Below are 23,820 nucleotides of genomic sequence, written 5' to 3' on the forward strand. Positions count from 1 at the left end.
TGTTTCTTCCGGGCAGACCGCTATCTTCGCTCAAAGCCGCGGGCTGCGCGCAAGGCCCGCACTGTGGGCCGCCCGTATGGAAAGCGAATCCGCACTGCGGGCCGCCATATGGCACAACCCCGCACCGCGGGCCGCCCGTATGGACGCCCCTTGCACCACGGGCCGCCCATATGGACAGCCGGACCCTACCCAGGATGAACGCCTTCATGCGCGGCGCCCGGCCCCTCCTTCCGGCGGTTCTCCACGGCTTTGTTACACGATAAAGTCGCGCCCCGACCCGGCGTTGCTGACCGGCAGCGCCACCGACCGCCCGAGACGCTCCTTAGATGGATGACCTAGCCGCCCGCCAAGCCTTCACGGTGCGTCGCGCCCTGGCCTGGCTGACCGGGTTCACCCTGACCAATGCAGCGGCGGCAATACTGATCGCCGGTTTCAACATCCCCTTCGGCCATCTGGCCGAGCATTGGAAGGCGGCGTTCTTCCTGACCGTGGCCCTGCCCGGACACTTCCTGTTCTTCGGCGCCCTGCTCGGCGTGGTCCCGCTGCTGCTGGGCTGGATCGGCCGGCGCATGCGCTGGACGATCATCGCCGCGGTGCTCCTGCAATCGGCCTGGATCTGCCTGCTGGTCGCCGACGCCAAGGTCTTCGCCCTGTACCGTTTCCATCTGAATGCGATGGTCGCGAACATGGTGTTCGGCGGCGCGATGCAGGATCAGGTGGTGTTTTCCGGCACGGTCTGGGGGCTGATCGCGCTCGCGATCGGCTCGGTGCTGATGCTGGAGATCCTCGCCGCCTGGCTGTGGTGGCGCGCAGTGGAGTACCGACCCGGCACGATCCGTATCGTCAAGGCCTGGTGGATCGCGGCGGCGGTGATGCTGTTCGGCCAGGGCATGGTCGCCTACTACGACGCCCGCGGCGATCGCACGGTGATGTCGCAACTGCCCTACATCCCGTGGGCGCAGCCGATCACCCTGAAGGACGCCCTGCACCGCTTCGGCGTCGGCAACGACGAGTCCGCGCGCCTGCCGAGCGAGGGCGAAGGCCTGCTGGCCTACCCGCGCCGGCCCCTGCAGTGCGAGGCCCAGCCCAAGCTCAACGTGGTGGTGATCCTGCTCGAATCGCTGCGCTACGACGTGCTCACCCCCGAAGTGATGCCGAACACCTGGCGCTATGCGCAGCAGTCGCTGTCGTTCGACGATCATTACAGCGCCGGCAACGCGACCCGCTTCGGCGTGTTCGGTCTGCTCTACGGCCTGCCCGGCGGCTACTGGCACAAGATGCTCGCCGAACAGCGCGGCTCGGCCTTGATCGGGCAGATGAAGCGCGACGGCTACGGCATGCACATCTACGGCAGCGCGCCGCTGTACAACCCGGAGTTCGACCGCACCGCGTTCTCGGAAGTGCGCGAGCACATCGTCAACGGCCCGCGCGAACGCAAGAGCGCCGAACGCGACCGGACCATCCTGGAGCGGTTGCAGGCCGACATCGTCGCGACCCCGGCCGATAAGCGCTTCTTCGGTTTCGTGTTCCTGGATTCGCCGCACCAGCCCTATTACATGCCCAAGGGCTATGTCTCGCCGTTCCAGCCGATGGCGAAAGAGATCAACGTGTTCGAATTCGGGCCGGACCACGACCCGACCCCGGAGTTCAACCGCTACCGCACCTCGGTGCGCTACAGCGACGAACTGATCGGCCGCTTCCTCGCCCGGCTTCAGGCCAGTCCCTTCGCCGACAACACGGTGGTGGTGATCACCGGCGACCACGGCGAGGAATTCAACGACCTCAAGCAGAACTACTGGGGCCACAACGGCAACTTCTCCGACTACCAGTTGCGCACGCCGTTCGTGCTGCACTGGCCGGGCAAGACGCCGCAGAAGATCGCCCACACCACCTCGCACGAAGACCTGGTCCCGACCCTGATGCGGCATGCGCTCGGCTGCCGCAACGACAGCGCCGATTACAGCACCGGCCGCGACCTGTTCGGCCCAGGGCAGCCGTCGCGCCCGCTGCTGGTCGAAAGCTGGTCGCAGCGCGGCATCCGCCAAGGCGACCGGATCTATCTGTTCGACAATTACGGCGCCGCCACGGTGGTCGACCGCCAATACCGCCCCCTGCCCGACGCCAAGGTCGACCCGGCCGCGGTCAGCCAGTCCTGGGAAATGCTGACGCGGTTTCAGCAGCGTTGAGGGATGCGCGGTGGAGCATGTTTCCCTTGTAGGAGCGGCGTGAGCCGCGACCGCCGGGCGGCCGATGGCTACGCAAAGCCGGATAGATCACGGTCGCGACTTGCGTCGCTCCTACTCCAATTGCGTCGCTCTTACCCCAAAGCCGCGTGCTCTTGGGTAGGAGCGGCGTGAGCCGCGACCGCGGGGTCGCCGATGGCCGCGCAAAGCCGGATAGATCACGGTCGCGACTTGCGTCGCTCCTACCCCAAAGCTGCGTGCTCTTGGGTAGGAGCGGCGCGAGCCGCGACCGCGGGGTTGCCGATGGCCGCGCAAAGCCGGATAGATCACGGTCGCGACTTGCGTCGCTCCTACCCCAAAGCCGCGTGCTCTTGGGTAGGAGCGACGCGAGCCGCGACCGCGGGGTCGCCGATGGCCGCACAAAGCCGGATAGATCACGGTCGCGACTTGCGTCGCTCCTACCCCAAAGCTACGTAGCTCCTGTAGGAGCGGCGTGAGCCGCGACCATGGGGTCGCCGATGACTGCGCAGGTTCGGACGAATGGCGGTCGCGACTTGCGTCGCTCCTACCCCAAAGCTGCGAAGCTCCTGTAGGAGCGGCGCGAGCCGCGACCGCGGGGCGGCCGATGGCTACGCAAAGCCGGATAGATCACGGTCGCGACTTGCGTCGCTCCTACACGAGCTCAGGCAGGACAAAAAAATCGCACCGGCGCCTGCGCGCCGGTGCGATCGTTGTCGCGCTCGCAACGTTAGACGGCCGCGCGTACGGCGTTGGCCAAGGTGTCGAGCGTGGTCTGCATCAGGGTCGCTTCGTCGGCTTCGACGGTCACGCGCACCACCGGCTCGGTGCCGGACGGGCGCAGGAAGGCGCGGCCGCGACCGGCCACGGCGGCTTCGGCCTGGGCCAGGGCCTGCTTCACCGAGGCCGCTTCGGTCGGCTTGTTGCTGCCTTCGTAACGGACGTTGATGGTCTTCTGCGGCACCCGGCTCAACCCTTCGAGCGCGGTGCGCAGGGTCAGGCCGCGACGGCCCAGCACTTCCAGCACCTGCAGCGCGCTGACGATGCCGTCGCCGGTGCTGGTGCGGTCCAGGCACAGCAGATGGCCGGAGGCTTCGCCGCCCAGCACGCCGCCATGGGCGATCAGTTGCTGGTGCACGTAGCGGTCGCCGACCTTGGCGCGCAGGAACGGGATGCCGCGCTGTTCGAAGGCGCGCTCCAGACCGTAGTTGGTCATCAGCGTACCGACCACAGGGCCCTGCAGGCGGCCGCTGTCCTGCCAGTCGGTGGCAAGCACGTACAGCAGGTCGTCGCCGTCGCAGATGCGGCCTTCGCCGTCGACGAACAGCACCCGGTCGCCGTCGCCGTCGAAGGCGATGCCGAGATCGGCGCCGGTCGAGCGCACGCGCTCGACCAGGGTCTGCGGATGGGTCGAGCCCACGCCGTCGTTGATGTTGAGGCCGTTCGGCTCGATCCCGATGGCGTCGACGCGGGCGCCGAGTTCGCTCAGCACCAGCGGGCCGCTCTGGTAGGTCGCGCCGTTGGCGCAATCCATGGCGATGCGCATGCCGCTGAGGTCGAAACCGCGCGGCACCGAGTTCTTGCAGGCTTCCAGGTAACGGCCGATGGCGTCGCGAGTGCGCACGGCCTTGCCGAGGCGTTCGGATTCGACGGTCTGGAACGGTTCTTCGAGCGCGGCTTCGATCGCCAGCTCGGTCTCGTCGTCGAGCTTCTCGCCTTCGGCCGAGAAGAACTTGATGCCGTTGTCGTAATGCGGGTTGTGCGAGGCCGAGATGACGATGCCGCCGTCGGCGCGCAGCGAACGGGTCAGGTGGGCGACCGCCGGTGTCGGCATGGGGCCCATCAACTGCACGTCCACGCCGGCGGCGACCAGGCCGGCTTCGAGGGCGGCCTCGAACATGTAGTTGGAGATGCGCGTGTCCTTGCCGATGATGACCATCGGGTTGCGCCAGCCGCGCCGGATCAACGCGTGGCCATAGGCGTTGCCCAGGCGCAGGACGAAATCGGCCGAGATCGGGCCTTCGCCGACCCGGCCGCGGATGCCATCGGTGCCGAAATACTTACGTGCCATACAGTTCAACCTCCAGGTAGCGCGACGCGTCGCACCTGGACGCGCGCGCTGGATGTGATCGGGAAAGGAACGAAGACATCGCCGACGATCGGCGCCCCCAGGCCATCCAGCCCGCCGTCGTGTGCAGAAATCGCTGGGACTGTCTCGACAGTCCCATAGTGACCGCGCGGATACGCCGCTACGATCAAGCCGCTGCCTCGGCGTCGTCTTCGGGTTGAGATTGTTTCATCATCATCGCCAAAAGATGGGCGAGACGATCACGCATTTCGCGACGGTCGCAAATCTGGTCGACCGCGCCGTGCTCGACGAGGAACTCGCTGCGCTGGAAACCTTCCGGCAGTTTTTCGCGCACGGTCTGTTCGATCACGCGCGGGCCGGCGAAGCCGATCAGCGCTTCGGGCTCGGCCATGTTGATGTCGCCGAGCATCGCGAACGAGGCCGACACGCCGCCGGTGGTCGGATGCGTCATCACCGAGATGTACGGCAGGCCGGCCGCGCGCAGGCGACCGAGCGCGGCCGAGGTCTTGGCCATCTGCATCAGCGAGAACAGGCTTTCCTGCATGCGCGCGCCGCCGCTGGCGGAGAAGCACACGAAGGGGCTGCCGATCTCCAGCGCGGTTTCGGCGCCGCGGGCGAAGCGCTCGCCGACCACCGAACCCATCGAACCGCCCATGAAAGCAAAGTCGAACGAACTGGCCACCAACGGCCGCTGCTTGAGCGTGCCGCGCAGGGTGATCAGGGCGTCGCGTTCGCCGGTGGCCTTCTGCGCCGCCTTGATGCGCTCGGAGTACTTTTTCTGGTCCTTGAACTTGAGCACGTCGGTCGGGCCGAGCTCGGCTCCGATCTCGACCGTGCTGCCGGCATCGAACAGCGCGTTCAGGCGCGCGCGCGCGCGGATCGGCATGTGGAAACTGCACTTCGGGCAGACCTCGAGGTTTTCCTCGAGCTCGGGGCGGTACAGCACCGCGCCGCAGCGCTCGCACTTCTCCCACAGCCCCTCGGGCACGCTGCGTCGTTTCGCCGCGCCGGATTCGGTGCGGATGCCGGACGGCATGAGTTTCTTGAGCCACGACATACGATGGAACCTTCTGTTCAGGCAGCTAAATGAAGGACCGGACCGGCGACGATGAGGCCATCGCCGCCGCCAGCCTAGCGGGTCAGTTTAACGCAGCGAACCATACGGTCCGCGGTTCAGCCGTCCAGGGCCTGTCGCAACGGGGTCAAGAAGCGCCGCGCGGTCTGCGCCGCGGCTTGCGCATCGGCGGCCTCGGCGAGCTCGGCCACCAAGGCGCTGCCGACCACCACGCCGTCGGCCTCGCGGGCCATGGTCGCGGCGCTGGCGGCGTCCTTGATGCCAAAACCGGCCACCACCGGCACCCGGCTGCGGGCGCGGATGGTGTGCAGGCGGTCGTTGGCGGCGCCGGTGTCGAGGCGGTCGGCACCGGTCACGCCGGCGAAGCTGACGTAGTACAGGTAACCCTGGGCGTCGTCGCAGAGCAGTGCCAGGCGCGCATCGGTGGTGGTCGGAGAGGCCAGCAGGATCAAGGCCAGGCCGGTGTCGTTGAAGGCCGCGCGCAGGTCCCCGGCTTCCTCCGGCGGCAGGTCGACCAGCAGCACGCCGTCGACGCCGGCCGCGACCGCGTCGCGGGCGAAACGCGCGTTGCCGCGGATCTCGATCGGGTTCAAATAGCCCATCAACACCACCGGCGTGTCGGCGTCGCGGCCGCGGAACTCGCGCACCGCTTCGAGCACCCAGCTCAGGCCGGCGCCGCGCGCGATCGCGCGCTCGGAGCTGCGCTGGATGGTCGGGCCGTCGGCCATGGGATCGGAGAACGGCACCCCGAGTTCGAGCACGTCGGCTCCGGCCTCGACCAGCGCGTGCATCACCGGCACGGTCGCCTCCAGCGAGGGATCGCCGGCGGTGACGAACGGGATCAGGGCCTTGCGGCCGGCGGCCTGCAACGATTGGAACTTGGCGTCGATACGGTTCATGGGCAAAGGCTTTTGCTTTGAGCCCCTCTCCCGCGCGCGGGAGAGGGGTTGGGGTGAGGGCCATCGAGTGCGGGAGCAGGCATCGGATCGAGGCATTCGTTGCCCTCATCCGCCCTTCGGGCACCTTCTCCCGCTAGCGGGAGAAGGGAAAACACGCTCTCCCGCTGGCGGGAGAAGGGAAAAACACGCTCTCCCGCTTAGGAAAGAAAGAGCCGCCTCAAAAGTGCAGCCCTTCGCGCCCGGCGATGGTATGCACGTCCTTGTCGCCGCGGCCGGACAGGTTGCACAGCACGACCTGGTCCTTCGGCATCGAGCGCGCCAGCTTGATCGCCTGGGCGATGGCATGGCTGGATTCCAGCGCGGCCAGGATGCCCTCGGTGCGCGCCAGGGTGCGGAAGGCGTCGAGCGCTTCGTCGTCGGTCACGCCGACGTATTCGGCGCGGCCGGCGTCCTTGAGGAAGGCATGCTCGGGGCCGACGCCGGGGTAGTCGAGACCCGCCGAGACCGAATGGGTCTCGATGATCTGGCCGTCGTCGTCGCACAAGACATAGGTGCGGTTGCCGTGCAGCACACCAGGACGGCCAGCCGCGAGCGAGGCGGCGTGGCGACCGGTGTCGATGCCGTCGCCGGCCGCTTCGGCGCCGACGATGCGCACCGCGCGGTCGTTGAGGAAGGCATGGAACAGGCCGATCGCATTGCTGCCGCCGCCGACGCAGGCGGTGATCGCATCGGGCAGGCGGCCGTATTCGGCCAGCATCTGCGCCCTCGCCTCGCGCCCGACCACGGCGTTGAAATCGCGGACCATGCGCGGATACGGATCCGGGCCGGCCACGGTGCCGATGATGTAGAAGGTGTCGCGCACGTTGGTGACCCAGTCGCGCATTGCTTCGTTGAGCGCGTCCTTGAGGGTCTGCGAGCCGCTGGTCACCGGCACCACTGTCGCGCCGAGCAGCTTCATGCGGTAGACGTTGATCTTCTGCCGCTCGATGTCGGTCGCGCCCATGTAGACCACGCACTCCAGGCCCAGGCGCGCGGCCACGGTGGCGCTGGCGACGCCATGCTGGCCGGCGCCGGTCTCGGCGATGATGCGGGTCTTGCCCATGCGGCTGGCCAACAGGGCCTGGCCGATGGTGTTGTTGATCTTGTGCGCGCCGGTGTGGTTGAGGTCTTCGCGCTTGAGCAGGATCTGCGCGCCGCCGACTTCGTCGCTGAGGCGCTGCGCGTGGTAGATCGGACTTGGCCGGCCGACGTAATGGGCCAGGTCGCGCTCGAATTCGGCGATGAAGGCCGGATCGACGCGGGCCGCGTCGTAGGCCGCGGCCAGCTCTTCGAGCGGCGCGATCAGGGTTTCGGCGACGAAGCGGCCGCCGAAGCGGCCGAAGTGACCGGAAGCGTCCGGATAGGCGTGGAAATCGATGGGGTCTGCGGACATCGGCTCGGGCGCGTTCTGCATCAGGGCGGACGTCGCCGTGGCGGCGACGGGAACGGGTGAGTTTAGGGCATCGAGGCGATCACCGTACGCACGAGGTGATCGCAGAATGGCGCCGCAGCCCCCGGACGCCCTGCGCCGCCGTGCGCAAGGCTTCAGTCGACGTGGCAGTCGGCGCGCCGCACTTCTTCGACGAAGTGGCGCATCTTGTCGCCGTCCTTGAGCCCCGGTGCGCTTTCGATGCCGCTGGACACGTCCACGCCCCAGGGCAAGGTCGCCAGGATCGCCTCGAACACGTTCTCCGGGGTGATGCCGCCGGCGAGCACGAAGGGTTTCTGCACGCCGACCGGAATCCGCGTCCAGTCGAAGGTCTTGCCGCTGCCGCCGCTGCTGCCCTTGGCGTGGCTGTCGAACAAAAAGCCGGCCGCGCCCGGATAACGCGTGTGCAGCGCCGAGGGATGCTGGTCGGCGAGTTCGCCGCCCATCGGGATGGCTTTCAGATACGGCACGCCGAAGGCGCGGCAGAAGGCGTCGTCTTCGTTGCCGTGGAACTGCAACAGGCTCGGCCGGACCTGGCGCACCACCTCGCGCACTTCGTCGACCGGGTTGTCCATGAACAAGGCCACCGCATCGACCAGCGGCGCCAAGGCCTGGCGCATGGCGCGCGCCTCCTCGGCGGCGACGCGGCGCGAGCTGCCGGCGGCGAACACGAAGCCGATGGCGTCGGCGCCGAGCTCGCAGGCCAGGCGCACATCGCCGGGACGGGTGAAACCGCAGAACTTGATGCGGGTACGGAACAGGGTGCGGGGACAGGGCTGGCTCAAAACGTAACCTCGGCAGGCAGCTGGCAATCGGCGGGATAGCGTGGGCCGACGAACACCAGACCCGAGGACGGCGCGGTCGGGCCGGCGACGGTACGGTCGCGTCCGGCCAACAATTCCCCGATCCATGCCTCGGGCTGTTCGCCCCGGCCCACCATCAGCAAGCTTCCGACAATGTTGCGCACCATATGGTGAAGAAAGGCGTTGGCCTGGACCTCCATCTCGACCACCTCGCCGTCGCGGCGCACGCCGATGTATTGCAGGTCGCGGCGCGCATGCGGGGCCTGGCAATGCACGGTGCGGAACGCCGAGAAGTCGTTTTCGCCGAGCAGGGCCTGGGCGGCGCGGTGCATGGCGTCGGCGTCGAGCGGCCGGCGCTCCCAGGTCAGGTACTGCCGTTGCAGGGCCGGCCGCACCGAGCGGTTGAGGATGCGGTAACGGTAGCGACGCGCGCGGGCCGAGAAGCGGGCGTGGAAATCGGCCGCGACCGGCACGCACCAACGCACGCATACCGAGGGCGGCAGGCGCGAAGTGGTGCCGAGCACCCAGCCGCGCAGGTCGCGCTGGGCACTGCTGTCGAAATGGACGACCTGGCAGGAGGCATGGACGCCGGCATCGGTACGACCGGCGCAGGTCACATCGACGCGGCCGCCGGCCACGAACGACAGTGCGTCCTCCAGGGTGCTCTGGACGGTGGCTTCGCCGCGCAGGTCCGGCTCGCCCGGGCGCACCAGGCGTTGCCAACCGGAAAACTCGCCGCCGTCGTACTCCACGCCCAGGGCGTAGCGGCGCAGCGGCGCCGCCACTGCGGAGGGAGCCGCCACTACGGAAGAAAGGGCGTCCGTCTCGAAAACTTCGGTCATGCCTGGTTCGGTCGCGTGCTGGCGCGGCTCAACTCGACGCTCAGGATTCGAGTTCGCGCAGCAGGCGCGCAGCCTGTTGGCGCGCCGCATGGTCGCCGTTGATCAGCACCTCGCCGAGCAACTGGCGGGCGCTGCTTTCGTCGCCGAGGTCGAGGTAGGCACGGGCCAGCTCGATGCGCTCCTGGCCCGGCGCGGTCGCCGCCTGGGCGTCGCCGCCGGCCGGTGCCGGGTCGAGCGCCGGCGCGGCGACGAATGCGGGGATCGGCGTCGCTGTCGGTTCGGCCCGCGGCGCGCCTGCGCCGGTGTCGGCCGGGCCGACCGGCGCACGGGCGCTACCGGCCTCGGCGGCGTGCCAGGTCGGCACTTTCGCGCCGGTGCGCGGTTCGGTCTTGGGCGCGGTCCAGAACGGCGCGGCGATCGGTTCGGCGGTCGCGGCGCGGTCGGCCTCGGGTTCGCCGATCAATTGCGCGACCGGGTCGACCAGGGCCGCGGCCGGGTCCGGGCGGCGGCGCAAGGAGTCGCCCGGATCGCTCGCAACGGCATCGGCCGCGGCACGGTCCGGGCCGCCGCGGCTCGGCGCATCCGCCGCCGAAGCCGGCGCACGGAAACTCGGCTTCTTGGGTTCGCGGCGGCTCAATACCCAACCGCCGATCAGCAAAGCGAGCACGCCGAGGCTGCCGAACACCCACGGCAAGGGCGAGCCGCCCTCGCTGCGAGCCTGGTTTTCGGCCAGACGCTGCTGGCTCGCGGCCAGCTCGCTGTCCTTCATCGCAATGAGCTTCTGCTGCTGCGTCTGCAACTGCTCCAGCTCGGCGACGCGGCTCTTGAGGTCGGCCAGTTCGGCATCGCGCGCGGCGATGACCTCGTTGGCCTGCTGAATCTCCTGTCGAACCATGCTGCCCTCGCCTCCGGCGCTGATGCCGGACTGTGCGCCCGCCTGGGTGGCTTGGCTGGCCCCCGGCGGGACGATTTCAAGACGCGCGTCGTTGCTGCGCGAGGCCGCGCCGCTCTGCGCGGCCGGTGCCACCGGCGTTTTCGCGACGGCGTCGGACTCCAGGCTGATCGGCTGCGGAACCGGCTGCCGCGCCTGGCGCCATTGTTGGACCTGCACCCGCACCAGCTCGCTGGCTTCGCGCGGATCGATCGCATCGAGTTGGTTGCCCGGCGGCAGGCGCAGCACCGCGCCCTGCCGGAGGCGGTTGATGTTGCCGCCGATGAAGGCCTCGGGATTGGCCCGCAACAGCGCGATCATGGTCTGGTTGAGGGTGTTCTCGCCGGCCACGCCGGCAGCGATCGCCGACAGGGTCTGGCCGCGCTCGACCGTGATCTCGCCGTCGGCGCCTACGCTCGGTGCGGCCGCCACCGGGCGCGGCTCGCGCGGCGCCTGCGGGATGCGACCGGCGTTCGGACGCTCGGCCTGCGCCGGCGGCACCGCTTCGGGCTGCGCCGGCTCGGGCTGCAGCGCGATGGGTTCCGGCGCCGGCGACGGGGCCGCGGTGATCGCACTGCCCGGGTCGTAACGGTCGAGCTGGTTCTCCACCGCCAGCGGGTCGGTCGCCTGCGGCTGCGCACCGAACGGCAGCGGCGCATCCAGCGGACGCTCGATGGTGTTGGCGGCGGCGCCGGTCGGGGCCTGGATCGGCGGCTGCATCGGTGCGGACACCGTGCGCGGCGCGTCGAGCAAGGCCGAGTATTCGCGGGTCAGGCGGCCCTGCCCCCAATCGACTTCGATCAGGAAGGTCAGCAGCGGCTGATTGACCGGCTGGGTGCTGGTGACCCGGATCACCGGCTTGCCGGCGTTGTCCAGGGCGAGCACGAAGCGCAGGTCGGTGACGATGCCTTGCGGCGGCTGCAGGCCGATGCGCTGGAAGGTCTCCGGCGAGGCCAGCCCGGCGCGCAACTGCGCCAACTCGTTGCTGTCGCTGGAAATGACCGGGATCTCGGCCAGCAACGGCTGGCCCGCGCGCGATTTGACCTCGATCTGCCCCAGACCGAGCGCACCGGCCGCCCCACTGGCCAGAGCCAACGCGAGAGCCAATGCTGTGCGTGCGAAACCTGATCTCACAGACGATCCCATTACCCTAGTCAGGCGGCGACTCTAGCGGTCGGCGGGCGGAATGCGCAACGCGGCGATGAAGGTCGGCCTTCGATTCGGCGTTCGATCGGCATCCGACCGCCTGAACCGACTCGGCCCGATGCCTGGCGCATCGCCGTCGACCCGTGTCTGCGCAGAGTGCACCACATCGGCCGGTCGACGCCAGCAGCCCGGCTCATTCCGCCGAAACCGGCCCATGGCCCGGTCTGGACATAAACGCATTGCGCAAAAAAATCGGGCCCCGCAGGGCCCGATCCGTACTTCACTCGGTGCGCTACGGGGCTCAGCCTTCGTTCCAGACCAGTTCCGCCAGTTGCACGGCATTGGTCGCCGCGCCCTTACGGATGTTGTCTGACACCACCCACAGCGACAAACCGCGCGGATGCGAGATGTCGTCGCGGATGCGGCCGACGAAAACCGGATCTTGTCCCGAAGCGTGCGTGACCGGCGTCGGATATCCGCCGCCGACCGGGTCGTCGACCACCACCAGGCCCGGCGCCTGCTCGAGCAGCGCGCGCGCGTCGACGGCGCTGATCTTGTCGCGGGTCTCGATGTGCACCGCCTCGGAGTGGCCGTAGAACACCGGCACCCGCACCACGGTCGCGTTCACCCCGATGCTGTCGTCGCCGAGGATCTTGCGCGTCTCCCAGACCAGCTTCATCTCTTCGGTGGTGTAGCCGTTGTCGGTGAAGTCGCCGCCGTGCGGGATCACGTTGAAGGCGATCTGCACCGGATAGACCTCGGCCTTGGCTTCCTGGAAGTTCAGCAGCGCCGCGGTCTGCTTGCCGAGCTCTTCCATCGCGCGCTTGCCGGTGCCGGACACCGACTGGTAGGTGGCGATGTTGATGCGTTCGAGCTTCGCCTTGCGGTGGATCGGCGCCAACGCGACCATCAACTGCATGGTCGAGCAGTTCGGATTGGCGATGATGCCGAGCGGGCGATGCTTGGCCGCTTCCGGATTGACTTCGCTGACCACCAGCGGCACGTCGTCCTGGTAACGGAACGCGGACGAGTTGTCGATCACCACCGCGCCGGCCGCGGCGAACTTCGGCGCGTATTCCTTGGACACCGAACCGCCGGCCGAGAACAGCGCGATATCGACGCCGCTCGGATCGAATTTCGCCAGATCCTGGACCACGATGGTTTTGCCGTCGAACTGGATTTTCTCGCCCGCCGAGCGTTCGCTCGCCAACACATGCAACTGACCGATCGGGAATTTGCGCTCGGCCAGCACCTTCAGCATGGTTTCACCGACTGCGCCGGTGGCACCGACGACAGCGACATTGCAGGACGTCTTGGCGTTCATCTGTTCCTATTTACCTGACTTGTGGGAGCCGCCGGACCCATTTCCGGCGGATGTTGCTCGGGTCGGCGCGCGAGGCGCCGGAAAAGCTCGGCCGCGGGCTGCGCCTTCATCGCGCGCCCAGTGCGCCCATTGTGCGGCCGCCGGCGCCGGCGCGCTCGGCAAGCTGCGCGGCGTTCAGCGGCGACGACGGACGGCCGGCGTCGGGCCCGTGGCCCAGCGCCGCGATCAGATTGTCCACCGCCAGCGCGACCATCGCGCGTCGGGTGGCGAGGCTGCCGCTGGCGATATGCGGGGTCAGCACGATGTTACGCAGCGCGAGCAGGCGCGGATTGAGCGCCGGCTCGCCCTCGAACACGTCGAGCCCGGCCGCGGCCAGGCGCCCGTGCTCGAGCGCATCGGCCAGCGCGTCTTCGTCGACGATGCCGCCGCGGGCGATGTTGGTCAGGGTCGCGTGCGGCTGCATCCGCGCCAGCGCGGCGGCGTCGATCAGATGATGCGACTGCGGCGAGTACGGCAGCACCAGGACCAGGTGATCGGCGCGTGTCAGCAGTTCCTCGAAACCGACGTAAGTCGCGGCCGACTCGCGTTCGACCGCTTCCGACAGACGGCTGCGGTTGTGGTAGAGCACGCGCATGCGGAAGCCGGCGGCGCGGCGCGCGATGGCCTGGCCGATGCGGCCCATGCCGAGGATGCCGAGGGTCGTGCCGTGCACGTCGCCGCCGAGCAGCGAATCGAAACTCCACTGCCGCCAGTGACCTTCGCGCAGCCAGTGCTCGGCCTCGCTGATCCGCCGAGCCGCGGCCATCATCAAGGCCCAGCCGAAGTCGGCGGTGGTCTCGGTCAACACGTCGGGCGTGTTGGTGACGAGGATGCCGGCCGCGCTCAGCGCCGGCAGGTCGAGGTTGTTGTAGCCCACCCCGACGTTGGCGATCGCGCGCAGGCGGGCGGCGCCGGCGACCTGGGCCGCACCGATCGGGTCGTTCAGCGTGACCAGGGCGCCGTCGGCCTCGCGTAGCGCCGCGGCGATCGCCTCGGGGCCGTGCTGGGTCACGCGCGCGGTCGCGACGACGTCGAAGTGCTCGCGCAGGCGCGCGACGACGTCGTCGAACAACGGTTGCGAAACCCAGACCCGCGGCCGCTCAGGCATCGGAATCGAGCTCCAACTGGGCCGGGATGCGCGGGCTGACCACGCCGACGTCGCCGCACTGGGCGCGGTGGCGCAGGGCCTGGTCGACCAGCACCAGCGCGACCATGGCCTCGCAGATCGGGGTGGCGCGGATGCCGACGCAGGGGTCGTGGCGGCCGGTGGTGATCACTTCGACTTCGTTGCCGTGGATGTCGACGCTGCGCACCGGCAGGCGCAGGCTCGAGGTCGGCTTGAATGCGGTCGAACAGCGCAACTGCTGGCCGGTGCTGATGCCGCCGAGGATGCCGCCGGCATGGTTGCTGGCGAAGCCGGAGCGCGACAGCTCGTCGCGATGCTCGCTGCCCTTGGACGCGACGACCGCGAAGCCGTCGCCGATCTCCACGCCCTTGACCGCGTTGATGCTCATCAGGGCGGCGGCGAGGTCGCCGTCGAGCTTGCCGTAGATCGGCTCGCCCCAGCCCGGCGGCAGGCCGTCGGCGATCACGTCGACGCGCGCGCCGACCGAGTCGCCGGACTTGCGCAGCGCGTCCATGTAGGTCTCCAGCTCGCCGACCTGGTCGGCGGCGGGCCAGAAGAACGGGTTCTCTTCCACCGCCGACAGGTCGTAGGCGTTCGGCACGATTTCGCCGATCTGCGACATGAAACCGCGCACGCTGACGCCGTAGCGCTCGGCCAGCCACTTCTTGGCGATCACGCCGGCGGCGACGCGCATGGTGGTCTCGCGCGCCGACGAACGCCCGCCGCCGCGCGGATCGCGCAGGCCGTACTTCTGCCAATAGGTGTAGTCGGCGTGGCCGGGGCGGAACTGCTCGGCGATCGAGCCGTAGTCCTTGCTGCGGGCGTCGGTGTTGCGGATGACCAGGGCGATCGGCGTGCCGGTGGTGCGGCCCTGGTAGACGCCGCTGAGGATTTCGATGTCGTCGGTTTCCTGGCGCTGCGAAGTGTGGCGGGTGCGCCCGGTGGCGCGGCGATCGAGGTCGCGGCGGAATTCCTCCGGCGCGATTTCCAGGCCCGGAGGGCAGCCGTCGATCACGCAACCGATCGCCGGACCGTGGCTCTCGCCGAAGGTCGTCACCGTGAAAAGCTTTCCAAAGCTGTTGCTGGCCACTGATCGAAGTCCTGATGCGTGCCGGTCTCGTCCGGCGTGGGGGGTGCGCGGAGTCGGTGCGAGCGTCGCTTGCGCGAAGCGCCCGTGCCGATGCGCGGCGGCAGGGGTGCGTCCTGCGCCGACGCCATCGCGATGCGCGCCGAACGCAGCCACCTGCCTACGCCGATGGTATGACGCAGCGGTGACGCGCGGCTTCACGACTCGCAGGGCGACGGCGATCGAGGACAGCGGATTCTATGCCGGCCGACCGCGCGGGCATGCGACGGCGACACGCATCGCCTGCGACTCGCGCCTCATCTCGAATTCCCGCGAATGTGAGGGAAAACCGACGATGTGGAGTGTGCCGTAGACACCGATCTCGCGCGAACTACCATCGCGACCTACCTCGTCCACCATAGCCGACGGCGCAGGTTTCCGCTGCAACGATGAGCGAAGCCCAATGCGGCGAGGTGGTCGGCGACCCTACGCCGGAGTATCCGCGCGCGTGCACGAACGCAGACGCCGCGGGGCGCTTGCGGATTCCGGTCGGTCTGGCGCCTGGCGCGTGCTGTATCAGCGTTCAGGCGCTGCGGGGACGCGTCGCGTCGCCCGCCACCGGCCGCCGACGCACGCTCAACCGCGCGCGTCGGCGAGTCGTTTGATTTCGTCGTGGTGTTCGACGAGGTCGTGGCGTTCGGCCACGAAGATGCCCATCTGGCCGACCTTGAACTCGACCCAGGCCAGCGGCAGTTGCGGCAGCAGTTCGACCAGGGCGCGTTCGGCCTCGCCGACTTCGCAGATCAGCAGGCCGTGCTCGCTCAGATGATCGGGCGCGTCGCGCAGGATCTTCAGCGCCAGGTCCAGGCCGTCGTCGCCGGCACGCAGGCCGAGCTCGGGCTCGTAGGAGTATTCCTTCGGCAGCGCGTCGGTCTCGTCGTTGGTGACGTAGGGCGGATTGGTCACGATCAGATCGAAGACCTCGCCCTGCAGCCCCTTGAACAGATCGGACTTGCGCAGCTCGAGGTTATCGGCGTGCAGGCGGGCCTTGTTCTCGGTGGCCAGCGATAGCGCGTCGTCGTTGATGTCGGCGCCGACCACCTGCCACTCCGGGTGGTAATGCGCGGTGGCGATGGCGATGCAGCCCGAACCGGTGCACAGGTCGAGCGCGCGCTCGACCTCGCGGCCGCCGAGCCAGGGTTCGAAGCCCGACTCGATCAATTCGGCGATCGGCGAACGCGGCACCAGGGCGCGGCGGTCGCTCTTGAAACTCAGGCCGGCGAACCAGGCCTCACCGGTCAGGTAGGCGGCGGGTATGCGCTCGTTGACGCGGCGCTCGAACAGTTCCAGCACCTTGGCCTTTTCTTCGCTGGTCACGCGCCCGGCGCCGTACACCGGGCTCAGGTCGTGCGGCAGGTGCAGCGCATGCAGGACCAGTTGGGTGGCCTCGTCGAGCGCGTTGTCGTAGCTGTGGCCGAAGGTCAGCCCGGCCGCGCCGAAGCGGCTGGCGCCGTAGCGGATCAGGTCGACGAGGGTCAGCTGTTCGAAGGAGGCGGAAGCGGGCACGGCGGGTCCAGGGCAAAACAAGGCGCGCAGTATAGCGGGTGAGGTGGATTCGGGCTTGGGGGACGGCAAGAGCAAATCCCCCCTGCCCCCCCCCCTCTTCAAAGGGGGGAAGCCCTTCGGGGCGGTTTCGGCCGGGCCTGTTGGAGGGGCCGAGCCTGGACGTGCTCCCAGTTTCCTTACGAATCCTCCAGACGAGTCCCCCCTTTGAAAAAGGGGGGCAGGGGGGATTTGCTTTTCGCTCCCGGCCCGCCCCTCGATCCGTCACACCAAACCAGCGCCCGCCTCCGCGCCCGGTATCATGCCCCGGCGCAACAAACGGAATCGCCATGTTCAATCGCACCACTGCCATCATTCTGGTCGCCGCGCTTGCCGCCGCGGCCGGCTTGTGGGCCTCGAAGCAGTACTTCGGCAGCGCCCGCCCTTCGCCCTGGCCGCAGACCAAGGCGGTGCGCCTGTTCGAGCCGCCGCGCACCCTGCCGGCGTTTTCGCTGCGCCAGTCCGACGGCACCCAGCTCATTCCCGGCGAACTCAAGGGCCACTGGACCCTGGTCTTCCTCGGCTTCACCCATTGCCCCGACGTCTGCCCGACCACCCTGGCCGAGCTGTCGGTGGCGCAGAAGCAGTGGGATTCGATTCCCGAATCCACCCGTCCGCGGGTGCTGTTCGTGTCGGTCGACCCCGAGCGCGACCCGCCCGACCGCATCGGCGAGTACGCGCACGGCTTCCACAAAGACACCCTGGCGGCGACCGCCGACATCCCGGCGCTGGAAACCTTCACCAAGTCGCTCGGCATGGTGTTCGGCAAGGTGCCGGCGCCCGACGGCGCGCCCGCCGACCAGTACTCGATGGACCACAGCGCCAGCATGGCCGTGCTCGATCCGCAGGGCCGCATGGCCGGCCTGATCCGACCGCCGCTGGACCCGAACGCCATCGCCGCCGACCTCGCCGCACTGACCGAAGCCAAGACCCCGTGAGTCTCGTCACCACCCTGACCTATGCCCTGCCGCACCGCGCGCTGTCCTCGATCGCGCGCTCGCTGGCCTATTCCTCCAACCCGCGCGTCAAGCAGTGGCTGATCGATACGGTTACGCGCAAGTTCGGCGTGAACCTCGGCGAAGCCGCCGAGCCCGATGCGCAGGTCTATCCGACCTTCAACGCCTTCTTCACCCGCGCGCTGAAGCCCGGCGCGCGCGTGCCCGAGGCCGATCCGCGCGTCCTGCTGATGCCGGCCGACGGCCGCATCAGCCAATGCGGGCCGATCCGCGCCGGCGAGATCTTCCAGGCCAAGGGCCAGTCGTTCACCGCGACCGAACTGCTCGGCGGCGACGAAGCCGCGGCCGCGCCGTTCCGCGATGGCGTGTTCGCCACGGTCTATCTGTCGCCGAAGGACTATCACCGCGTGCACATGCCGTGGGCCGGCACTCTGCGCGAAACCGTACACGTGCCGGGCCGCTTGTTCAGCGTCGGCCCGGACGCGGTGCGCAACGTGCCGCGTCTGTTCGCGCGCAACGAGCGCCTGGTCTGCCACTTCGACACCGACTTCGGGCCGATGGCGATGGTCATGGTCGGTGCGCTGTTGGTCTCGGGCGTGGAAACGGTCTGGAGCGGAGTCGAGATCCCCCGCTACGGCGATCGCGTCCAGCGCAAGGACTACCGCGGCAAGGGCATCGCGCTGGAACGTTTCGCCGAAATGGCCCGCTTCAACTACGGTTCGACCGTGATCGTGCTGTTGCCGCCGGGCGTGGCGAACCTGGCCGACGGCCTCGGCGCGGAAACCGCGGTGCGCCTGGGCGAAGCCCTGGCCCGACGCAACGACTGAGCCGCTGCGACTTCGCAAACCTCACCCAAGGAGGGGAATCATGTCATTTCATCAACGCCCGGCCCTGCGCCGGGCGGCCTGCCTGTTGTTGATCGCCGCCCTCGCCGCCTGCAGCAGCAAGAGCGAGAACGAGCAGTTGCTCGAACTGCGCGACGGCCTGGCCTACACCCAATATCGGCGCCTGTCCGAGAGCGGCTTGCCGGGCGCGATCGGCGCCTACCGAAAAGGCATGGAATGGAGCGGCAAGACGCCGCCGGTCGAGTTCGACGAGGCCGACTACTGCGCCATGCACGTGCTGCTTGCCTACGGCGCGTTGGTCGCCGACAAGAGCACGATCGCCTTGGCCGAAAGCGACATCGTCGAGGCGCGCAACTGCGGCAGCTTCGATCGCGTCGCCGCGAACTCGCTGCGTTCGGTGGTGTTCCAGCGTCTGGAATGGCCGCAACTGGCCCAGACCGAGAGCGACAAAGTCTGGACCGCGCCGCAGGCGCCCGGCGCGGATCAACCGCCGGTCGCGCACGTGATCACCTTGCATGCCGCCCTGACTTATCTGGCAGTGAGCGAGAAGCGCTGGGACCGCGCCCAGGTGCATATCGATGCGCTCGGGCAGCTGTTGAAGCAGCCGTGGATGAGCGAGCTGCCGCGCGCCGGCCTGGCGTTCCAGGAAGGCCGCACCCGCGACGGCCTGGTCACGCTCAAGCGCATGAGCCAGGACCCGAGCGCACCCGAGCCGGTGCGCAAGGAACTCGCGCGTTTCATCGCCAAGGTCGAAACCAAGGGCGGCGACGTCGATTCCTTCGTCTTCATGCCGCGCCTGATCGCGGTGCTGACTTGGGAAGCGGTCAAGCAAGAAGGGCCTGACGTGCTGCGCACCACCACGCGCTTCGCCGAAGAGCAGGCCTGGAAGCCCTTGAACGATTCGGTCAAGGACGGCGCCGGCAAGGCCCGCGAGGTCGCCGGCGGCTGGTGGGACAAAGCCCGCAACGCGGTCTCGTCCGACGCCAAGGCGGCGCCCGAGGCCGCGAAACCGCAGTAAGCGCACCGCCGTCGCATCAGGCGGCGGCGGAGCGACACGCAGCGGGGCTTACATGCCCCGCGCGTGCGGCGGCAGCGCCTGCTGCTGGGTCTGGTGTTGCTGCTCGTGTTGCGCCGCCTGCTGCGGGCCGAGCTGGCTCAGGCGCTGCTGCGAGTCCTGCACCGGCGTATTGGTGGCATCGGCGGTCGGCATGTGCGCGCGCAGGCTGGCCGGGTCGTTGGCCGCGCCCTGCACCACGAACACGTTCTGCCCGGCGCGCTGGGTCTCGGTCTGTTGGCTCAGGAACACGCCGTCGATGCGCTCGAAGCCGTTCTGGCGGGCCAGGCAGGCGACGCTGAAGATCATGCATTCGCTGGTTTGGTCCGGGGTGCGCCCGAGCCGCGCGTCGAGCTGATTGACCTGGGCCCGTGCTTGTTGCACCAAGGGGTCTTCCGGACCGGCACGTCCGCTCGCGTTCGCATGCGGCTGGGTCGCCTGCGGCGGAACCTCCGGCACCTGCACGCCCGGCGTCTGCGTGGCCGGCGTCTGCGGCTGCGTCGCCGGTTGCTGAGCGGCCGGCTGCAGCGCCGGATCCGGCGTGGTGCGCAGCACCGGCGCATGCGGATCGACGTGCAGCAGGCGCGTAGTGGCGCCGTTGTGGGTCTGGCTGAGGTCGGTGGTGCCGTCGCGATTGCGCACTCGCGACAGCTCGTTGCGATCCACGTCCGCCCACACGCCACCGATATTGGAATGGCCGCTGCCGTCGCGGTTCCAGACCACGAAGTCGTTGCCGGACGCGTACAGGCCGGCGGTCGGGCGCCCTGCCCGGCCCTGGCCTTCCTGCTGCGGACGGCCATAGGCATAGGCGCCGCCCTGGTCGAGCGCGTGGATCAAGGCCGGCGCCTCGACCTTCTGCAGGAACAGATTCTTGGCGGTGTCGTACTCGGCGGCGAGATGCGGACGCGCCGCGTCCTGTCCGGTCTGGCGCGGATTGACCAGGGGATTGGCCATCACGTCCTGCCAGGTCTGGTGCAGCGGGCTGCGCGAGTCGGCGTTGCGCAGCGCGATCATCACTTCCGCGCCCTGCAGCGCGGCGTCGCGGCCGGTCTCCATGTAGTCGCGGTCGCCGGTGGTCCTCGGCAACAAACGGTCGATCGCGCCGCTGACGTCGGCGACAGTGTTGTGAGTGCCGTTGTTCATGTCGCGCAGCAGCGCCGGGGTCCAGCGCGTGCCGCTCTGGTTCTCGACCTTGGCCACCATCGTGGTCAGGCGCACTTGGTCGTCAGGCGTGGAATTGCGATACAGCGCGGTCTGGCTGACCTGGGCCATGACGCCGCTGACCAGTTCGTTGGCCTGGGCGACGTCGCGGTTGTGGATGTAGGTGACGCCGGCGTCGGAGCGCAGGAATTCGTTGAGATTGCCTTCGATGCGCGCGTCCATCGCGCGCCCGCCCTGGGCGGTGATGGTGTTGCCGTTGCGGCCGAGGTCGGCGATGGTCTGGGTGCGTTCGGCGGCGCTGAGCACGCGGTCGGGATGATTCGCGCGGGCCCAGCCCTGATAGGCATCGACCAGCGACGGCACCACGTCGGGATGCTGGCCCAGGTCGGTCTGCAAGGTGCCGATCGAATAGCCGCTGTTGCCGACCGGCTGCATCACGCCGTTGACGGTGTTGCCGGCGAAGGACAGGTGATTGGAGACGTCGCGGCCGCCGACGCTGCCCTCGGAGCCCACGCCGATGGAGAAATAGGCGATCGCGCGCCGTTCGTCGTCGGTCATGACGCGCGGCGGCGGGGCCGCGGCCGGCGTCGCCGCGGCGTCGTTCTGTGCGGGTTGGTTCATGGTCTAGCCTCCTTGCTGCGACACGGGCCGGAGCGCCCGCGGCTTCGCTGTCTGTTCGGACCCTTCTGTGCGGACCCCATCGCCCGCGGCTCAGTTGTCTTTGGGTTCGTCGTCTTTGGCTTCGTCGTCGGCGCACTGGTCGTCGGTCGGCACCTTCTGCCCGGCCTTGGCCTCGTGCAAGGTCAGATACGGTTTGTAGTCGCTGCCGAACTTCCGGTACCAGACCACCGTCGCCTTATCGCGCACGAGATAGGCCGAAGCCTCGCCATAACTCGGGCAGGCTGGCGTGCCGGTGTCGCTGCAAAACTGCAGGAACAACTTGTCGTCGCGCAGCTCGCCCTTGAGCTTGCCGCTGTCGCCGCCGACGCGGGTGCCGTCGTCCCAGCTGCCGCTATAGGACTGGCCCAAACCGGCCAGATCCAGATTGGCGGTGTGGTTCCAGCCGCAGCTCTGCTGATAGCTCCACTGGCCGTCGAAACGCACCCCGGCCGAAGCGCAGGAACACAACAATAAGGTCAGCAACGCCGCGGCGGCGCGGTTACATCCTGTAAGCATGACGGACTCCAGACGGACCATGCGCAGCGATTTAGCATGCGCCCTGGTTTTAGTAAACCGATTCCCGGGCCCAGGTCCGGTTACCGGGCGGTAGAGCATCAAAGCGCGATCAGCCGCGGCGGACCGACAGCGCGATCAGGGTCTGGGCGATCCAGTAGGTCGCCAGCACCGCCGCCGAGGCGGCCGCGAACGGCGCGGCGAAGCGGTCGATGGCCAGGGTCGCGTCGGAGGCGACGAAGAACGCCCCGCCCAAGGCAGCCAAGGCGGTCGCCAGCGAGGCGCGGTGGCGCCATGCCGCGGCGGCCTGCGCCGCCATCGCCGCGAGCACGACCACGTAGACGATCACCGGGACCCGCAGCTCCCCCGGCAGATGCGGCCATAGCACCGACAGCACCGCCGCGGCGAGCGCGGCATACGCCGGAAACGGCCAGACTGCGGCAAACCAGGGCGCGCGCCGGCTCAGGCCGACCAGGTACGCGATATGGGCGCACAGAAAACTGCCGAGCCCGAACACGAACCAGTCGCCCGGCAACATCAGGAACACGTCGCCCAGGGTCGACAACAGCAGGCCGATCAGGATCGCGCGCCGGTAGCCGGTACCGGCGTCGACTTCGGGTTCCCCCTCGCCGCCGCGACGCAGCAGCATCGCCACGATCAACAGCGTGGTCAGCGGCTTGAATACATAGTGCAGCCATGGCGACAGATAACTGCCGGCGATCGCCAGTACGGCCGACAGTAAGATCGCTGCTAGCCAGCGATTATTCGACGAAGGAACCGGTTGCATCTGGTTATTCAAGCCGGCACCCGCATCGTGGTGGTGTGTTCGCTCGACGAACCGGTGGAGAGGCCATCGATCAAGGCTTCGATCTCGCCGCGAAGGCGCGCTTCGTAAGCCGGCAGCGACGACTCGATCGCACCTTCCGCGTAGCGCCGCGACACGGCCAACAGGAGACGGGCGCCGTCGCGATCGCCGCGCAGCGCAGCGGCCAAGGCGCGCAGGCGCGGTATCAGATGAGGGGCATACCAGAACGTCCGCGAACTCAGGTCGGCCGTTTCGATCAACGACGGGTCGCGCTCCGCCCAAGCATGCGTATACAGTTGTTCGGCCCAGCTCAGAACGAGCAGATCGGCGAGTTCGGCTTTCATCGAGGCATCGTAAGCGTCGAAGCAGGCGCGTATCCGTGCCGACAGTCGCATCGCCTCATCGAGATCGCGCCGTTGCAGCGCGCTCTGACACAGCAACCAGTCGTGGAGCAACGGCATCGGCTCAGGCTCCTCCGCCAAGCGCTGCAGAAGTTCGGCCGGAAAATCGGCGAACGATTCGCCGTGCACGATTTGTCCGTGCAATGCGGTGAACGTGGCGCCCGGCAACGTGTCGGACCTGTTGCGCCAGGCGCGCAGCCAGGTCAGACCATCGGTGGCGAAAACGCCGATCATCGACGGCATCAGATTGAGCAACCCGGCGGAGAGGTGCAGCAGCGCCCATAGCATCCAGAACGCCTGCGCATTGGAGCGTTCGAGCCAGATCGCGATCAGTCCGCAGATCGCCGCTGCCAGCAGATTCATCAAGGGACCGCCGAGCGCCAGCTGCATCATCGATCGGCGCAGGTCGCGTTTCGGGTCGGGATGGGCGATCACATAGCCGCCGATGCCGCGCGGCCGCTTGCGCCAGCGCAGGCGCGCGCCGCGGCGGCGCAATTGAAACTCCAGCCACCCGAGCCCGATCAATACGGTCTTCATGCCCGCCAAGCGCGCCGCCAGCCAGTGCCCGCCCTCGTGCAGGATCAGTACGCACAGCAATCCGGGCACCAGCATGCCTAGAATCACGAATGGGAAACCGAGCTCCCGTTGCGAGCCGAGCCCCAGGAACAACAGGAAGATCCCGAAGGTCATCAGCCCGCCGACGACGGCAGCCAGACCGCGGAAGAACCTCTGCCACCGCGGCGACAAATCCCAGGCGACGGGCGCCGCCCGGGTCGTTGCAAGCTCATCGTCGGCGGGCGCGTCCATGCGTTCG

19 protein-coding genes are annotated in these 23,820 nt (G+C 68.6%); 4 read left to right on the forward strand and 15 right to left on the reverse strand.

The genetic code is table 11. The features are described 5' to 3' along the window. Window positions 1-326: 326 nt before the first annotated feature. Entirely contained in the window at window positions 327-2,186 is a 1,860-nt protein-coding gene (locus ACKN61_RS14255; protein WP_408950089.1) for a DUF3413 domain-containing protein, read from the forward strand. A 745-nt stretch (window positions 2,187-2,931) separates the two neighbouring features. On the opposite strand, the gene glmM is transcribed toward ACKN61_RS14255, so the two are convergent. From glmM to prmB, 11 genes are all read right to left on the reverse strand, one after another. Next, a complete protein-coding gene (gene glmM, locus ACKN61_RS14260; RefSeq protein ID WP_408950090.1) occupies window positions 2,932-4,272 on the reverse strand; it encodes a phosphoglucosamine mutase in 1,341 nt (446 codons plus the stop codon). 184 nt (window positions 4,273-4,456) lie between these two features. Further along, a complete protein-coding gene (gene accD, locus ACKN61_RS14265) occupies window positions 4,457-5,347 on the reverse strand; it encodes an acetyl-CoA carboxylase, carboxyltransferase subunit beta (protein WP_031370889.1) in 891 nt (296 codons plus the stop codon). A 116-nt stretch (window positions 5,348-5,463) separates the two neighbouring features. Next, window positions 5,464-6,264 carry a tryptophan synthase subunit alpha gene (trpA, locus tag ACKN61_RS14270; RefSeq protein WP_408950091.1) on the reverse strand — a complete coding sequence of 267 codons (801 nt, stop codon included), beginning with the start codon at window positions 6,262-6,264 and terminating at the stop codon, window positions 5,464-5,466. A 217-nt stretch (window positions 6,265-6,481) separates the two neighbouring features. Further along, window positions 6,482-7,696, reverse strand: a complete 1,215-nt coding sequence (trpB, locus tag ACKN61_RS14275) for a tryptophan synthase subunit beta (protein ID WP_031370891.1) — start codon at window positions 7,694-7,696, stop codon at window positions 6,482-6,484. A gap of 152 nt (window positions 7,697-7,848) precedes the next feature. After that, window positions 7,849-8,517: a phosphoribosylanthranilate isomerase gene (locus ACKN61_RS14280; RefSeq protein ID WP_031370892.1), complete on the reverse strand. Its 669-nt coding sequence runs from the start codon at window positions 8,515-8,517 to the stop codon at window positions 7,849-7,851. After that, on the reverse strand, window positions 8,514-9,308 hold the full coding sequence (gene truA / locus ACKN61_RS14285) for a tRNA pseudouridine(38-40) synthase TruA (RefSeq protein WP_031370893.1): 795 nt from the start codon (window positions 9,306-9,308) through the stop codon (window positions 8,514-8,516). Before truA ends, ACKN61_RS14280 begins: the two co-directional genes overlap by 4 nt. A 109-nt stretch (window positions 9,309-9,417) precedes the next feature. After that, a complete protein-coding gene (locus ACKN61_RS14290; RefSeq protein ID WP_408950092.1) occupies window positions 9,418-11,415 on the reverse strand; it encodes a FimV/HubP family polar landmark protein in 1,998 nt (665 codons plus the stop codon). Window positions 11,416-11,755: 340 nt separating this feature from the next. After that, window positions 11,756-12,778, reverse strand: a complete 1,023-nt coding sequence (locus ACKN61_RS14295) for an aspartate-semialdehyde dehydrogenase (protein WP_031370895.1) — start codon at window positions 12,776-12,778, stop codon at window positions 11,756-11,758. A gap of 106 nt (window positions 12,779-12,884) precedes the next feature. Beyond that, window positions 12,885-13,925, reverse strand: coding sequence for a 2-hydroxyacid dehydrogenase (locus ACKN61_RS14300; RefSeq protein ID WP_408950093.1), 1,041 nt, complete (start codon window positions 13,923-13,925; stop codon window positions 12,885-12,887). After that, window positions 13,918-15,033 carry a chorismate synthase gene (gene aroC / locus ACKN61_RS14305; protein ID WP_408950094.1) on the reverse strand — a complete coding sequence of 372 codons (1,116 nt, stop codon included), beginning with the start codon at window positions 15,031-15,033 and terminating at the stop codon, window positions 13,918-13,920. Before aroC ends, ACKN61_RS14300 begins: the two co-directional genes overlap by 8 nt. Window positions 15,034-15,645: 612 nt before the next feature. Continuing rightward, window positions 15,646-16,575, reverse strand: a complete 930-nt coding sequence (prmB, locus tag ACKN61_RS14310) for a 50S ribosomal protein L3 N(5)-glutamine methyltransferase (RefSeq protein ID WP_408950095.1) — start codon at window positions 16,573-16,575, stop codon at window positions 15,646-15,648. A gap of 326 nt (window positions 16,576-16,901) precedes the next feature. Between prmB and ACKN61_RS14315 the strand changes: the two genes are divergently transcribed. From ACKN61_RS14315 to ACKN61_RS14325, 3 genes are read left to right on the forward strand one after another with little or no spacing between them, the layout of a single operon-like run. Beyond that, window positions 16,902-17,549 (forward strand): SCO family protein, encoded by a 648-nt coding sequence (locus ACKN61_RS14315; RefSeq protein WP_408950096.1) that lies wholly within the window; start codon window positions 16,902-16,904, stop codon window positions 17,547-17,549. Beyond that, the gene (gene asd, locus ACKN61_RS14320; RefSeq protein ID WP_408950097.1) at window positions 17,546-18,394 is read left to right on the forward strand and encodes an archaetidylserine decarboxylase; all 849 of its coding nucleotides are present in this window, start codon (window positions 17,546-17,548) and stop codon (window positions 18,392-18,394) included. Before ACKN61_RS14315 ends, asd begins: the two co-directional genes overlap by 4 nt. Window positions 18,395-18,434: 40 nt before the next feature. Continuing rightward, window positions 18,435-19,430, forward strand: a complete 996-nt coding sequence (locus ACKN61_RS14325) for a hypothetical protein (protein ID WP_408950098.1) — start codon at window positions 18,435-18,437, stop codon at window positions 19,428-19,430. A gap of 48 nt (window positions 19,431-19,478) precedes the next feature. Here the strand turns inward: ACKN61_RS14325 and ACKN61_RS14330 are convergent, their stop codons facing one another. The 4 genes from ACKN61_RS14330 to ACKN61_RS14345 form a co-directional block, all read right to left on the reverse strand. Beyond that, entirely contained in the window at window positions 19,479-21,248 is a 1,770-nt protein-coding gene (locus ACKN61_RS14330; protein WP_408950099.1) for an XVIPCD domain-containing protein, read from the reverse strand. Window positions 21,249-21,338: 90 nt separating this feature from the next. Beyond that, window positions 21,339-21,803 carry a hypothetical protein gene (locus ACKN61_RS14335; protein WP_408950100.1) on the reverse strand — a complete coding sequence of 155 codons (465 nt, stop codon included), beginning with the start codon at window positions 21,801-21,803 and terminating at the stop codon, window positions 21,339-21,341. A 109-nt stretch (window positions 21,804-21,912) separates the two neighbouring features. Then, complete coding sequence (locus ACKN61_RS14340; RefSeq protein WP_408950101.1) at window positions 21,913-22,587, reverse strand: lysoplasmalogenase; 675 nt, start codon at window positions 22,585-22,587, stop codon at window positions 21,913-21,915. Between the two features lie 8 nt (window positions 22,588-22,595). Then, window positions 22,596-23,813, reverse strand: coding sequence for a M50 family metallopeptidase (locus tag ACKN61_RS14345; RefSeq protein ID WP_408950102.1), 1,218 nt, complete (start codon window positions 23,811-23,813; stop codon window positions 22,596-22,598). Between the last annotated feature and the right edge of the window lie 7 nt (window positions 23,814-23,820).

The sequence above is a fragment of the Lysobacter sp. Hz25 genome, from assembly GCF_046097045.1.
Classification (GTDB): Bacteria; Pseudomonadota; Gammaproteobacteria; order Xanthomonadales; family Xanthomonadaceae; genus Lysobacter; species Lysobacter antibioticus_B.

Bases quoted from the DNA above. Each gene is read 5' to 3' on its own strand.
- ACKN61_RS14255 (WP_408950089.1), top strand. From the start codon at position 327: ATGGATGACCTAGCCGCCCGCCAAGCCTTCACGGTGCGTCGCGCCCTG.
- glmM (WP_408950090.1), bottom strand. From the start codon at position 4,272: ATGGCACGTAAGTATTTCGGCACCGATGGCATCCGCGGCCGGGTCGGC.
- accD (WP_031370889.1), bottom strand. From the start codon at position 5,347: ATGTCGTGGCTCAAGAAACTCATGCCGTCCGGCATCCGCACCGAATCC.
- trpA (WP_408950091.1), bottom strand. From the start codon at position 6,264: ATGAACCGTATCGACGCCAAGTTCCAATCGTTGCAGGCCGCCGGCCGC.
- trpB (WP_031370891.1), bottom strand. From the start codon at position 7,696: ATGTCCGCAGACCCCATCGATTTCCACGCCTATCCGGACGCTTCCGGT.
- ACKN61_RS14295 (WP_031370895.1), bottom strand. From the start codon at position 12,778: ATGAACGCCAAGACGTCCTGCAATGTCGCTGTCGTCGGTGCCACCGGC.
- ACKN61_RS14300 (WP_408950093.1), bottom strand. From the start codon at position 13,925: ATGCCTGAGCGGCCGCGGGTCTGGGTTTCGCAACCGTTGTTCGACGAC.
- ACKN61_RS14315 (WP_408950096.1), top strand. From the start codon at position 16,902: ATGTTCAATCGCACCACTGCCATCATTCTGGTCGCCGCGCTTGCCGCC.
- ACKN61_RS14325 (WP_408950098.1), top strand. From the start codon at position 18,435: ATGTCATTTCATCAACGCCCGGCCCTGCGCCGGGCGGCCTGCCTGTTG.
- ACKN61_RS14330 (WP_408950099.1), bottom strand. From the start codon at position 21,248: ATGAACCAACCCGCACAGAACGACGCCGCGGCGACGCCGGCCGCGGCC.
- ACKN61_RS14335 (WP_408950100.1), bottom strand. From the start codon at position 21,803: ATGCTTACAGGATGTAACCGCGCCGCCGCGGCGTTGCTGACCTTATTG.
- ACKN61_RS14340 (WP_408950101.1), bottom strand. From the start codon at position 22,587: ATGCAACCGGTTCCTTCGTCGAATAATCGCTGGCTAGCAGCGATCTTA.
- ACKN61_RS14345 (WP_408950102.1), bottom strand. From the start codon at position 23,813: ATGGACGCGCCCGCCGACGATGAGCTTGCAACGACCCGGGCGGCGCCC.